The sequence below is a fragment of the Bifidobacterium porcinum genome (genome assembly GCF_055378475.1).
The window spans coordinates 900,224-913,840 of sequence record NZ_AP029603.1 but is presented as its reverse complement, the minus strand read 5'-3'; the positions used below and the strand labels follow the sequence as shown (position 1 = coordinate 913,840).

10 protein-coding genes are annotated in these 13,617 nt (G+C 61.5%); 3 read left to right on the top strand and 7 right to left on the bottom strand.

Features of this window, described 5'->3' with window-relative positions:
- Positions 1 to 119 precede the first annotated feature (119 nt).
- From ACZ41G_RS03535 to ACZ41G_RS03520, 4 genes are all read right to left on the bottom strand, one after another.
- Entirely contained in the window at positions 120 to 656 is a 537-nt protein-coding gene (locus ACZ41G_RS03535; protein ID WP_273302041.1) for a GNAT family N-acetyltransferase, read from the bottom strand.
- Positions 657 to 875: 219 nt separating this feature from the next.
- Positions 876 to 2,270, bottom strand: coding sequence for a nucleoside hydrolase (locus ACZ41G_RS03530; RefSeq protein WP_464146028.1), 1,395 nt, complete (start codon positions 2,268 to 2,270; stop codon positions 876 to 878).
- Positions 2,271 to 2,409: 139 nt separating this feature from the next.
- Positions 2,410 to 3,510 carry an ABC transporter substrate-binding protein gene (locus ACZ41G_RS03525; RefSeq protein WP_321046824.1) on the bottom strand — a complete coding sequence of 367 codons (1,101 nt, stop codon included), beginning with the start codon at positions 3,508 to 3,510 and terminating at the stop codon, positions 2,410 to 2,412.
- 340 nt (positions 3,511 to 3,850) lie between these two features.
- Positions 3,851 to 4,570 (bottom strand): DUF1287 domain-containing protein, encoded by a 720-nt coding sequence (locus ACZ41G_RS03520; protein ID WP_464146026.1) that lies wholly within the window; start codon positions 4,568 to 4,570, stop codon positions 3,851 to 3,853.
- A 277-nt stretch (positions 4,571 to 4,847) separates the two neighbouring features.
- Here ACZ41G_RS03520 and ACZ41G_RS03515 point away from each other — a divergent pair, with 277 nt between their 5' ends.
- Positions 4,848 to 5,654: an ABC transporter permease gene (locus ACZ41G_RS03515; protein ID WP_464146024.1), complete on the top strand. Its 807-nt coding sequence runs from the start codon at positions 4,848 to 4,850 to the stop codon at positions 5,652 to 5,654.
- Between the two features lie 324 nt (positions 5,655 to 5,978).
- Here ACZ41G_RS03515 and ACZ41G_RS03510 read toward each other — a convergent pair whose 3' ends face one another.
- Positions 5,979 to 9,221: a UPF0182 family membrane protein gene (locus ACZ41G_RS03510; protein ID WP_464146022.1), complete on the bottom strand. Its 3,243-nt coding sequence runs from the start codon at positions 9,219 to 9,221 to the stop codon at positions 5,979 to 5,981.
- Positions 9,222 to 9,424: 203 nt separating this feature from the next.
- Here ACZ41G_RS03510 and ACZ41G_RS03505 point away from each other — a divergent pair, with 203 nt between their 5' ends.
- Positions 9,425 to 10,195: an ABC transporter ATP-binding protein gene (locus ACZ41G_RS03505; RefSeq protein ID WP_464146020.1), complete on the top strand. Its 771-nt coding sequence runs from the start codon at positions 9,425 to 9,427 to the stop codon at positions 10,193 to 10,195.
- Positions 10,192 to 11,091: an ABC transporter permease gene (locus ACZ41G_RS03500; protein WP_464146018.1), complete on the top strand. Its 900-nt coding sequence runs from the start codon at positions 10,192 to 10,194 to the stop codon at positions 11,089 to 11,091. The genes ACZ41G_RS03505 and ACZ41G_RS03500 overlap by 4 nt, the downstream gene beginning before the upstream one ends.
- 192 nt (positions 11,092 to 11,283) lie before the next feature.
- On the opposite strand, the gene ACZ41G_RS03495 is transcribed toward ACZ41G_RS03500, so the two are convergent.
- Positions 11,284 to 12,576, bottom strand: coding sequence for a uracil-xanthine permease family protein (locus tag ACZ41G_RS03495; protein WP_412170991.1), 1,293 nt, complete (start codon positions 12,574 to 12,576; stop codon positions 11,284 to 11,286).
- 184 nt (positions 12,577 to 12,760) lie between these two features.
- Positions 12,761 to 13,588: a histidine phosphatase family protein gene (locus ACZ41G_RS03490; RefSeq protein WP_033505391.1), complete on the bottom strand. Its 828-nt coding sequence runs from the start codon at positions 13,586 to 13,588 to the stop codon at positions 12,761 to 12,763.
- Between the last annotated feature and the right edge of the window lie 29 nt (positions 13,589 to 13,617).

Genomic DNA, 13,617 nt, shown 5'->3' with positions numbered 1-13,617 from the left:
CGGCTCATCATGCAATCATTCGCTACCAGAATGGCCAATCCTACCCGCCACGGCTGACTCCGCCTGCACGGCACCAGCCTGCGATCCGCGACGGCCGAACATACGTGACGCCTGGTATTTCAGTCGTTGTCCAGCGGCAACCACCAGTAGGACATATCAAGATACCGCGTGCCGTCGAAACATGCGCGGGGCAGAAAACCGTACCGTTCGAACCCGAAATGGTTCATCAGCGCGATTGAGCCCGCATTCGACGCGAAAATCAGGGCGGTCGCGATGCGGTAACCGCGCGTACGCGCCGCGTCGAGCAGCCATGCGACCACAGCCGTCCCGTACCCGCGGTGGCGGGCCCGCTCATCGACATAATAGCTGAGTTCCACCACGCCGTCGTACGCTTCGCGCGGATGGAATTTCGACAGCGACCCGAAGGCCACGACACGCCCGGATGCATCTTCAAGCACGACCACCGGGTAGCGGTCACGCGGCTGGTGCGAATCCACCCACTGCCTGCGCTGCTCGAGGGTGCGTGGCACCAGATCGGCGGTCGAACCGCCGGCGACCACCGCTTGATTGTAGATATCGGTAATCGCCTGAAGGTCGCTCTCCCGCGCGTCGCGGATGGTGACCGGTTGATGTTCAGCGGACCGTTCGCCGTTCACATTGCCTCCCTGATGCCCGTATACCGTCGTATCCGACGCCGACGCCGGATTCGGTTCGACGATATTCCATCATGACGGCATGACCGCATAACGGCATAACGACTTGGCAGCAAGGTTGTTTGACGGCATGACCGCCGAGACGCAGGGCTGCCGACAACGCACCGCTACGCGACCCGCAACCCGCACGACATGCGACTTGCAATTCGCGACTGAGCGCCGTTACTTCGCCAAACGCTGGGACAACGCGGAAATGCCGCCGGTGAACATGTTGAGGAACCTCATGGAATCCACGGCGATCGCCACATGCGTGCACGACGCCGTCGGATCGTTGAGACGCGTCATATCGCCGATGGTACGGCCGCGCACACCATGGCGGTCACCGGTCGCCAAATCCACCCGCAGCGCGATGTCGAAAGTCTGTACAAGCGTCGGATCAAGCGCGGCCGCTACAGCGAGTGGGTCATGCATAGGCGCGCCGACGGAGAATGCTGGGTCGGCTTCCTCGTTCGCTTTGATCATGAAGGAGGCGAGATCGGTGAAGAACCTGCCGACCCCGTCATCGATCTGAGACCACGGCTCAGTCAGCTCCGACGGCAGCAGGCACCGATGGGTGACATCCAGACCGATCATCGTCACATCCGCCTGGGAGCGCAATACCAGATCGGCGGACTCGGGGTCCTGCATGATATTGGTTTCGCTGACCATATCGAAGCAATTTCCCTGCTGGGTCAGGGCCCCGCCCATCATCACGAGCCGCAATTGGGGCGCGATATCGGGAGCGAGGGTGATGGCAGCAGCGATGTCGGTCAGCGGGCCGGTTGAAATCACGGTCAGGTTCTTGCCCCACTGATGCACGCCGTCGATAATCGCTTTGACGCCCGCAGTGTCGCCCGGCATGACCTCCATCTCGACCTTGCCATATTCGTCGGCAAGTGTGCCAAGCGTGTTCCGTCCACGCTGCGGCCCCGAGGTGTCGACGGGTTGCTTGGGCAGATATCCGCCAATCGAAATAATCGGGGATGACAGTTTCGCCCGCACGTCAGGCTGGGCGGATTGTACTGACAGCGCCTCGTCCTGCCATGATGCCTGCTGCTGCTTCTTCTTCGCTTCCTTCTGATCGTCGCCGAACATACCGGCGGAGACGGTCCCGGCGGCGGTGAAATCGATGTTGTTCGAGGAGAAGTCGTAGACCGCGCCGTTGTACAGCACGGACGCGGTGCCGCCTGCCGTGGTCTCCATGCGCGCGTAATCGTCGATATTCAAGTCGGCGATGCCGTTGTCTCCATGGAAATGGGCGCAGGCCTTGTCCGCGGCGAATCCTTCCGCCCATGAAGGGCAACGACACCCGTCCAGCACCGGAATCTTCGAACCGCCAAGGAGGTTGAGCACGTCACGCGCGTTCTGCTGAGCCACCGACTGGATGACATTGCCGTACGTGGCGACGACCGATACCAGCCGCTCAGGCGCATACGCCATCAGCAGGCCGATGGCGAGCGCGTCATCGGTGCCGGTGTCGGCGTCCAAGATGATGGGCGCGGTGATGTCCTGCGAATCGCCGGCAGCCCCTGCCTCAGCGGCGTCACCAGTGTCACCCGTCTGGTTCTGCGGATCCATGATCTTTTCTCCCTCGACTGTTCGGCGGGCATCCTGCCCGCACGAATCACATGGCGTCAGTCCCCATGATATCGTGCGCTGAACAAATTCCAACCGACGGATAGGTCAATCCGGCCAACACGCGCCGTCAGGGGCGTGATTATTGAGCGAGGAAACGGTCGGTGACGAGATTCTTGGCCTTCGGAGCGGTGTGTACCACCTTGCCGGAGGCGTCCGTGTAGGCGCCGGCGTTCGCAAGGAAGTCAAAATACTGCTGCGTGGAGACGGTGTCGTTGGTGCCGAAGACGAGTTTGCCTGAGGCGATGTCCTTCGGGTTGCCCCAATACTGGCCGTCCACGATGACATGCATACTGCGTTTGACAAAGGCGAGTTTGAGATTGGCTTCCGGGGCTTCATCCACGAGGATCTGCGCCGCCTTGTCGGGATGCGCGTACGCGTATTCGTAGCCTTGCTGCGCGGCCTGGGTGAAGGCTTTGACCAGTTTCGGATTGTTCTTGATGGTCTTGCTATTGGTGATGATGCCGATGGAGTCCGCATTGCCAGGCACCCCATAGTCAGGCTCGGTGAAGCAGTTGAGCTTCGGGCCGTACATATCGGCCTGAACGCCTTCCCAGGTCGCGTAGAACCCGCCGAAATCCGCTTTGCCGCTGGACAGGGTCTGGAATGTGGACGTGCCGACCGTCACCTTGTCGAATTGCCCTTTGCCGCCATCGGTTTTAATCATCTGCTTGATGACCGCGTCGGATTCGTTCGAGCCGAAGGTGGCGAAGGTTTTCCCGTCGAAATCCCGCGGGCGGGTGATGGACGTGTTCGAAGCCAGAGAACACCAGATGGCGCTCGGCTTGCGCTGCACTTGCAGCACCTGCTTGAGCGTGGCGCCTTTGAGGCTGTAGGTGGAGACATTGGTGAGATTGGACAAGGCGAAATCCGCGACACCGTTGTTGACCGACTGTTCGGCGCCCGCCTGGGCGACGGCGACGATATCGACGTCTAGACCGGCTCGTTTGAAATACCCGTTGTGTTTGGCCACATACACGCCGATATGGTTGGTGTCGGGCGCCCACGAGAGCATGAAGGTGGTTTTGGTCAGTCCGTTCGCGGATGTTCCGGCGGTGCCACACGCGCCGAGGGACGCGATTACGGCGATGGCAAGCGTGGCGGCGAATCCTGCACGGATGCGGCTGATGATGGATGTTGTGGTGCGCTGCCGTGCATGGGCAGCCTGTGGCAGATGGCTCATATGATGTCCTGAATCATGACGTGTTCCGTTCTCTGGATTCGGGCGGATTCGGCAGAGAACGAACGTGAGGGCCGGCCCCGCCTACCCCATGTCCCCGCCCGGCCGTCATGATGTCATGCGCGTTGACCACGGCCGGATGGTTTGCCACACATGGGCACGCAAGCGATGTCAAGGATATCTTCAGCCGTGGTCATCCTTGTGAGCGGGCGGTTGCCTGTTGCGGACCGGACGCGGCAGACGGCGGTGGCGGCGGTAGGTGTGTTGGCTCCGCTTGCTACGCAATCATCATTCTCGGCAATATTGCGGTCGCTTTCTTCCAGCCATCGCCGTCAGGAACGGTTCACCGCGGCGACGGCCCGGACCAGGTTTTGATCACCGATTGTGGGACGCGCGAGGCATCGAACCGGTAATGCCCAGTGACCGCCATATGCGTGCGGAACGCGAGATAATCGTTCTCCCGCTGTTTCTGTCCCATGTTGTGAATGATCAGCGGCATACCTTGCTTGTCGCGCAAGTCAGAGACGACGCCGATGTGCCGGGTATGTTCGAAGACAACGATGTCACCTTGTTCCCAGTCATCGCCGCGAATATCCGTGCCGAGCGTCACGCCATAGGTGCTGAAAAAGACGTCAAGCACGCCGGTACGACGGAAATCGATATTCGGATCTGGTTTGGAAATCACACGCGAGTAAGCCTGCGGCCGGGCAGTGATGTCGGCGTCGACCATGGCTTTGAGGTCGTACCCGGCGTTGGCGAATGCCCGCCAGACGACATCGGTGCAGGCGCCACGGTCGGACGGCGGATACCCGCCCTGATAGTAGCCCGTATCGTAGGTCGGCATCGCCTCAGCGTCTTTGCGGGCACCGTGGACGATATCCGTGTAATCGTCCACGCCATTGCCGTTTGCGTCCACGCTGCTGGTGAATGTCGGCGAGGAAGAAGGCTGGTTCACGGCTGGGGTGGCGCCGATGCCGCCGGCTTGCCCCCTGCGCGCGTATCTCACCCACAGACACGCCCCTGCGACCAATGCCACGACGACGAGCATCACAATGATGGACACGACAATCCGCCTGCCTCGCTGGGGACTACCGGCCCGCGTGTATGTGCTGCCATCTGCCCTATGCTGCGGCATTCTGCTCTCCCATCCCGCCAAGATACGTTCCATTGTGCCACCCCTCGGGCCGCAACGGCGACAAACCCGGCGAATTCGTCTGCGGTCTGCGGGTTCGTGATAATGGAATCAGCAACGATTCTTCCGGCCGTCCGGCACGCGGGCTCCTCACCTTACTGCGTTCCCCGGCGGCGTGTGCGTCCCTGACGCGGAAAGCAAGGTGATTATGGCTCGTCCATCACATCAATCCCATCACTCCCGCCGATACCTGCGATGGCTGCCCACGTTCGCGGCGGTGCTGGCGATTCTCGTGATATGGCAGGTATGGGTCGAGGCCGCGCATGTACCGCAGACCGTCATGCCCTCCCCCACACAAATCGTGGATGCGACGGTGGAAACATGGCCGACCTTGTGGCCGGCAACCTTGACGACCCTTGAGGAGGGCGCGATCGGTTTCCTGTTCGCCGTGGCGGCGGGCATTATGGTGGGGGTCGGCTGTTACGCTTCGAAAACCTTGGATGCTGCGCTGTTTCCGCTGCTGTACGCTGCACAGACCATGCCGCTGATTTCCATCGCCCCGCTGTTCCTGATTTGGTTCGGCTTCGAAACGAGCGGGAAAATCGTAATCGTCGCCGTATTCGGGTTGTTCCCCATCGCCGTGCAGACCATCCGCGGGCTCAGGGACGTGCCGCGCTACTACGTCGATGTCGCGCTGACCTGCGGGGCCACCCCGGTGTGGACGCTGTGGCATGTGAAACTGCGCGTCGCGGCACGACAGATTTTCGGCGGCATCCGCATCAGTGCCGCCTACACATTCGCAACCGCCGCCACGGCGGAATACCTGGGGGCGCGACGAGGGCTCGGCATCTGGTTGCAGGCGGCGTACAACTCCTTCCGCATGCCGCTCATTTTCTCGGCGACATTCATGATCATCGTGCTGACCTGCGTGTTGCTCATCGCGGTGTCCTTGACGGAGCGAGTGCTGCTCGGCCCCGCGGACGAGGATGAGGACCCGGACGCCGACCAGCTGTGACCGCGCCGGGTATCGCTGCGACATCGGCGAATGCACCCACTGCCGAACCCGAACCACACAAGCTTCTGCCGACGCTGAGACCGCCGTCAAGGTCGGTAGAAGCTTGTGTAGACGCTGACAACGGACACCTCGTGCCGTTTGCCGACGCTGACGGTTCATTTGCGTCGCAAAAGACTCTCTCTCATCGCCAAACACGCGATCGGGGCAGACTGCCCAACCGGTCGTTGTGTGAGCGAATCCTCACACAATGACGGGCGGAATGCATCGGCCCCGCCGCACTGATGCGCACGGCGGGGCCGAGACGGCCGTCACAGCTTGCGACGACTACTTGCTGGCCGAGGTCTTATTCTCCTCCTCGATGGCCTTGTTGATGGCGTCCTCCAACTGCTGCTGCGCCTTACCGTACGCAGCCCAGTCGCCGGATTTCATCGCGGCGTCAGAATCCTTCATCGCCTGCGCGGCATCGGCAAGCGCAGACTTCAGTGCCTCGCTCTGCGAACCACTTGATGAGGACTGGCCTGTCGTTCCTGACTTACCGCCGGATTTCCCGCTGTCTGTCCCGGATGAGCCAGACGATCCCGACGACCCCGCAGAGCCGGCTGCCCCGCCGTCCGACGCCGCGCGATTGTCGACATCGCCCGCATCCGCGCCTGAATTGCCTCCGAACACTTGGTCGAGCGCCTGATCGAGTGTGTCGGCGAATCCGACCTGGTCGCCGAACGCGACGAGCACCTTCTTGAGCAACGGGAACTGCGTCGAACCGCTCGACTGCACGTACACGGGTTCGACGTACACGAGACCGCCACCGAGCGGCAAGGTGAGCAGGTTGCCGCGTTTGACGGTGGTAGAGCCGGATTCAAGCAGGTTGAGTTCCTTGGATACATCGGCATCCGCGTTGAAGTTGTTCTGTGCCTGGCCGGGCCCGGGGACGTTCGAGTCCTTGGGCAGTTCCTGCAATCTGATGGTGCCGTAGTTCGCCCCGATCTTGCCGGCGGTAGTTCCTGCGTCGGAGTCCACGGAGAGGAAACCGGTGAGGATCTCACGTGTGGAGGTCGAGGAACCCGCCGGGATGAACGAAGATGTCAATGAGAACACCGGCGCTTTGGACCCTCCGGTCTGCAAAGTCAGATAGTAGGGCGGCTGGAGCACGTCCTCCTTCTGAGCCTGCTGTGATTCGGTCGGGTCGACCGGCGACTGCCAGAAATCCTCACCGGAGAAGAACTGGCTCGCGCTGTCCACATGGTATTTGGTCAGCAATTGGCGCTGGACCTTGAACAGGCTTTCCGGATAGCGCAGATGGCTCATCAAATCGCCGGAGATCTCAAAAATCTGATGGTAGTTGCCTGGGAAGATCTGTTGCCAGGCCTTGAGCACCGGGTCGTTCGGATCCCACGCGTACAGGGTGACCGAGCCGTCGTAAGCGTCAACAGTGGCCTTCACAGAATTCCTGATGTAGTTGGCGTTCTGCGACCCCAGCCCCTGCACGGTCTGCGAAGTGCGGGTGGTCGAATCCTGGGTCGCCGCGCCCAGATCGGTCATCTGCGAATACGGGTAGGCATCGGATGTGGTGTACCCGTCCACAATCCATTTGACACGCCCGTCGACGACTGCCGGGTAGACGCGCCCGTCCAACGTCAGGTACGGCGCCACCGCGGCCACACGCTCCTTGGGGCTGCGGTTGTACAGGATCTGCGACTGGGAGTTGACACGGTCGGAGAACAGAATCTGGTCGGAGCCGAAACGAATTGCATACAGCACGCGCGTGAAGATGTTGCCGACACGCGGACCGCCATTGCCATCGAAGGTGTTGGTCGCGCCCTTCGAACCGGTCGGATAGTCGAACTCCCACGATGTGGTGCCTTCGGGCGCGCCGACAATCGAGTATTCGGGCGCGTTCGGCGAGAAGTAGATGCGCGGCTCGTAATGCTCCGACTCGGTGAGCTTGCCCTGGGTGGGGATGCCGGATTCGAAGAATTTCGGCTGGCCGTCCGCCGTGACCTTGTTGCCGTAGGCCGCGACCACACCGTAACCATGCGTGTACACCGTATGGTCGTTGACCCAGTTGCGGTTGTCATTGCCGTCAAGATTGAGCTCGCGGGCGGCGATCACCGTGTCCTGGCTGGTGCCGTCAATGGTGTATTTGTCCACTGCCAGCGTGTCGGCGAAGGTGTAATACTGCTTGGACTGCTGCAGCTGCTTGAAGGTCGGTGAGACGATTTGAGGGTCCAGCAGACGGATCTGCGCGGTGCTTTCCGCGTCGGAGCTCAGTGCGCCGGATTTGCCTTCCGTGGTCGCGGCATACTGCTCGACTTTGATGTTGTCAAGCCCGTACGCCTGCTTGGTGGCGTTGATGTTGCGCTGGATGTACGAGGATTCCGCCTCCTGCGCGTTCGGGTTGACGCGGAAGCGCTGCATCACCGCCGGCCAGACACCGGTCAGCACAAGAGAGATGACCAAAGTCGAAGCGACTGCAATCACCGGGACACGCCATGCCTTGAGCGCCGCCCGAGCACGTACACCGACCGGTGCAGGCCCCTCGAGCTGGTGCGAACGCATAAGCCAGATGCCCAGCACTACGCCGAGTATGGCCGTTAACGCCGCCATGATGAAGGTGACGGGAATCGTGGCATGGACGGTGGTGTACGTAGCGCCGGTGATCCGGTCACCTTGTGCGGTAAGGCTGGAGAACACGCCAAACACCTGATTCACGGCCCACACGAGCATGTTGAGCATGAGCCACACACTGATCTGCCGGCGCGCATGCTTGGTGATGGCGAACAGGCCGCGGCCTTTGACCGGCATGGTCAGTCTGATGCCGCCGACCAGCGCGTGAGTGACCACGGAAAAGATGATTCCCATGAGCAGCAGCATCGCGACGGCGGACATCACAAGTCTCAAGCCTGGGAGCACGAAGACGTAGAAGCCGTTGTCGATGCCGAATTGCGGGTCTTTGGTGCCGAAGCGCTGCGCGTTGAACATGAGCAGAATCTGCGACCAGTTCGAGTTGAACTGCGAGCCGAACATGATGCCCACAATCAGGGAGACCACGACTGCGACACGCGTTGCGGTACGGGTACTCACCCCTTTACCGATTTCGATGACATCGCCGTTGATTCGTACCGTGGAGCCGTCAGCACCGCTAGGACGCGTGCGGATGGCGAGCACTGCGGCAATGAAGCTGACCAATGCCATGAGCAGCGCATAGGCGGCCCACAAGCCCACTTTCACACCGAGCTGCGTCCAGATCACACGTTGGAAGCCGAGTTGGTCGAACCACATGACATCCGTGATGAACCGGTCCAAACCGAAGAACAATCCGACGATCACGACGATGACAGCGATGATGCCAAGGGCGATTGTCGAACCGTTGTGCCTGGGCACTTTCGGCCGTTTCGCCGCGCGGCGGCCAAGCCGGGGCATCGACGTATTCCCATGCGGCGCCTGGGCGTTCCCACCGCCCTGCGCATCCCCGTCGACCTGGACGTCAACGACCTCGGGGTCGTCGTCCTTACGCCCGGAATCGCCGGGGAAGCCGAACATCATGCCGAAATCATCAAACAAAGCCATATTCCCAGCCTACCGACCGGCAAGGAACAGCGAAACGCCCAGCTGAAACGAAGGACGATATGGTATAAGGCTGATCATCGATACGGCGATATCTACGGCAACCGTGTCTCTCGGCCGCATCGACGACATCGACAATGTCAGCAAGCGGCGAAACACCGTCCGATTGCCCAACACTGGACTTGCAGACGCGATAGCCTGTAGCCATGAGTACGCATCTGTTCAGCGCACGCGACATGACGTGCACCGTCCCCTCGCAGGACGGCGAGAAAACCATTTTCCAAGGACTGTCCTTCGACATCGACGCCGGCGAGATCGTCGATCTGGTCGGCCCGTCAGGCGCGGGGAAAAGCAGCCTGCTCACCGCATTCGCACGGCTCAATCCCCATGCCGGCGGCACCATGTTCCTCGATGGCCGTCCATCGACGGAATTCACACCGCAGCAGTGGCGGTGTAGCGTCGCCTATCTGCCGCAGAAACCGGTGCTGATCGGAGACAACGTGGCCGAGGTCATTCGTTTGCCGTGGACCTTGGCAATCCGCAACGAGCAGGATGACAGCTCGTCTGACACGAATCACCCTGCCGACCCCCAAGCCCATGCCCGTACCCGCGGCAAACGGCGTCGCAGCGGCATCTGGGGCGCGGTGCACAACGGCGTCGATATGCTGCCAGATGACAAAATCCGCGCCACCCTCGACGCCATCGGCTGCGAAGATATCAATCTCGGCAGGGCGCCGCACGACCTGTCAGGAGGACAGGCGGCACGCGTGAGCCTCGCGCGCACGCTGCTGACAGATCCGAAACTGCTGCTCGCCGACGAGGTCGATGCCGGGCTCGACGATGACAACGCGGCAAAAGTCGCCGCCATCCTCAGCGACGCCGCACAACTCGGCATGGCGGTGATCCGCATCCGGCACCGCCCGCCGGACGGGGTCGCCACCCGAACCGTCACCCTCGACGAAGGAGGACTGCGATGAACACGTTCAATCTGGCTTCGACATGGGCAACTCTCCCGAACACACCCCACGTCGCCCAAACCTTGGCACAAACAGCCACGCAGACGACATCGGGCACCTCCTACCCCATCGACATCTGGGGTCTGCTCATCGCACTCGCGATGGTGATGGTCGCCTCCGGGCTGTCATGGCTCATGCATCTGGGCATCGGCAAAACGCTTCTGTGGTCCGCATGCCGCGCGCTCGTCCAACTGTGCGCGATGGGCTTCATCATGGGCTATGTCATCGAATCCGGCAACCCGTGGCTGGTACTCGCCTTAGTCGCCGTCATGCTGGTGGCGGCCGTGCAAATCACCCTGTCACGCGCCAAAGGCGTGCCGAAGGGGCTTGCGGGTCCGGTGCTGCTGACCTTGGTCATCACCATGCTGCTCATGATTTCGATGGTCACGGAGCTGGTCGTACGCCCCCACCCGTGGTATGCGCCACAGCTGGTGGTGCCACTGACCGGCATGCTGTTGGGCAATACGGTTTCCGCGCTGGCCGTAGGGCTGAGCCGCTTTTATGAAAGCATGAAGGAACGGCGGGACGAGGTCGACACGCTGCTGGCGTTAGGCGCGACCCGCTGGGAGGCCGCACGGCCATCGGTGATTTCCTCAATCCGCCTCGGCTTGCTGCCGACCACGGCGTCGCTCGCCTCAAGCGGCATCGTGACCATCCCGGGCATGATGGCCGGCCAGGTCATCGCAGGCGGCGACCCGCTCAACGCAGCGAAATACCAGTTCGTGATTCTCGCCTCCATCGCCGCGCTCACTTTGCTTGCTGACACCCTGATCATGGTGATGGTGTATCGCACCTGTTTCACGGCCGATGACCAGTATCGCGACAAGCCCGTGGTCGAGCGTGGGAAGAAGCGGTGACGATTTGCTTGCTAAGTGAATGTCAACAGTCAGGTAGGTCGGCAGGCAAGAACCGCATAAACTCGAGTACCGGGCAAACCGGGCGATACAACGTTTTGGGCCGCACCCCGGAATACGGGATGCGGCCCAAAACAGTATGTGATGCCATCCGGCGAATTCATGTACCCGCCGAGCAGCGTCATGGTCATTCAATCACAGCACGTCCGGATCGTCCTTGGCAATCGTCCCAGTCGCCTTGCCGATGGCCTTGAGGCCGTGGTACATGACGAGCACGACGATCGTGCCAATGGCGATGCCGTTGAACTGCACGCCGCTGACCGCGAAGGTGAAGTTGGCGATGCCGATAATCATCGTGACGGCGGCGGTCATCACATTGACCGGCTTGTCGAAGTTGACATGATTGTCCACCCAGATGCGCACGCCGATCATGCCGATCATGCCATACAGCAAGGTGGTCACGCCGCCGAGCACGCCGGCGGGAATGGTGTTGATCACGGCACCGAACTTCGGGCACAGGCTCAAAATCAAGGCGAACGCCGCCGCACACCAGTAGGCGGCTGTCGAATACACCTTCGTGGAAGCCATGACGCCGATGTTCTCGCCGTACGTGGTTGTGCCGGAGCCGCCGCCGAAGCCGGCAATCGCGGTGCCGATACCGTCGGCCATGAGCGCGGTGCCAATCTGGTTGTCATAATCGCGGCCGGTCATCTGTGCAACGGACTTGACGTGGCCTACGTTCTCGGCGACCAGCACGAGCACGACTGGAATGAACATCGCGAGAATCGAGAAATCGACCTGCGGCAGATGGAAATGCGGCAAACCGACCCAGGCGGCGCCTTCCACGGCCTTGAAATCGACCTGGCCGCGGGCGCACGCGTACGCATAGCCGACCAGTACGCCCAGCAGGATGTTCAGACGCCCGACCAAGCCGCGGAACAACACGCCGATCAGCAGGACGGCGACCAGCGTCACCACAGCCGTGTCCGGGGCCTTCTTGAAGTTCGTCCACACCGACGGGGCGAGGTTGAAGCCGATGATCGCCACAATCGCGCCGTTGACCACCGGAGGCATGATCTTGTCAATCCACTTGGCACCGGCGAAATGGACAAGCACGCCCACCAAGGCGAGCAGCAGACCGGTGACCATGATGCCAAAGCTTGCGACCGCGATGCCCTTGTGGGCCGAGGCGACCGCCGCAATCGGGGCGATGAAGCCGAAGGAGCTACCGAGGTAGCTTGGCAGCTTGTTCTTGTTGATGAGCAGGAACAGCGCCGTCGACATGGCGGTGAAGAACAGGGTCGTCGACGGGTCGAAGCCGGTGAGAATCGGGACCAGGAAGGTCGCGCCGAACATCGCGATGACATGCTGGGCGCCGATACCTGCGGTGCGCGGCCAAGACAGGCGCTCGTCGGGTTCGACCACCTCCCCGGGTTTCAAGGTCTTGCCGTCACCATGCAGTTTCCATGTGAACAAGCCGCTACTCATCTACTGCTCCTTTGTCTTCTTGGAATTCGCCGGACGCACATGGCGCGCCGACGCCTTGCACAATGGTAGCGATGTCGATGTCACGAGAGACAACAAGACCTAAAAACCCGCGGATTTTTAGGCGTGTCGCGCTCTCGTCGTCTTGGTGCCGGCAGTCAGGACGCATCGGGCGGCAATACGGGTGTCACTTGGTGTATTGCGTCAGATGCGGGTCAACCGAATGCACAACATCAACCAGATCGCCATTCGACAGCAGCGGGCGCTGGAACTCGCGCCACGGTTCCACTTCGACCTCCCAACGGCCGGTCTGCTCGTCGAGCACCGGACGGGCGGTCTGTTCCCAGCGCAGCCGTTCGGTCGTGCGGCCGGTGTGCGGGTCACGGCGGGAATAATGCAGGCACGTGCAGTTCGTGATTTTCCAATCGTCGCTGTCCGCGCGGTGCATGAACTCCTCGTCGGAGAGGTCCTCGAGCGTGAGCATCATCGCCAGCATGAAATCGCCGTGCGTGACCACGACCACCGATTCCGACTCGGAGCGGCGGTTGAGCGAGGTGAGCAGGTTGTGCACGCGGTCCTCGGCTACATCGGCGATCGATTCGCCTGCCGGCGGCCGCCAATACAGCGGGTCAGTGCGTTTGAACAACCAGTTGCGCTCGTAATTGGTTTTGAATTCATCCTGCGTGATGGTGTTGATTTCACCCCACGACCGCTCACGCAGCACCCGGGTCTCCTCCCATTTCGCCTTGGGCAAGGCCATGGTGGCGGCCGTTTCGCGAGCGCGGACGTACGGCGAGACCAGATAGCGGTCGAATAGCTGCTGCTGGGAGACAAGCCAGCGGCCGATGCAATCAGCCTGGCGACGTCCGGTCGCGGTCAGACGCCATGACCGGTCCGGCACCGTCACGTTATCCTGCGTGTACAGCGATGTATCGCCTTGTTCCCCGGCCTTGATGATGACATTCGCCTCGGATTCACCGTGCCGGATCACGTACAGATCAAGCGGCATTCCCATAGGCGCTCCTTTCCGACCAATGCGTCCAG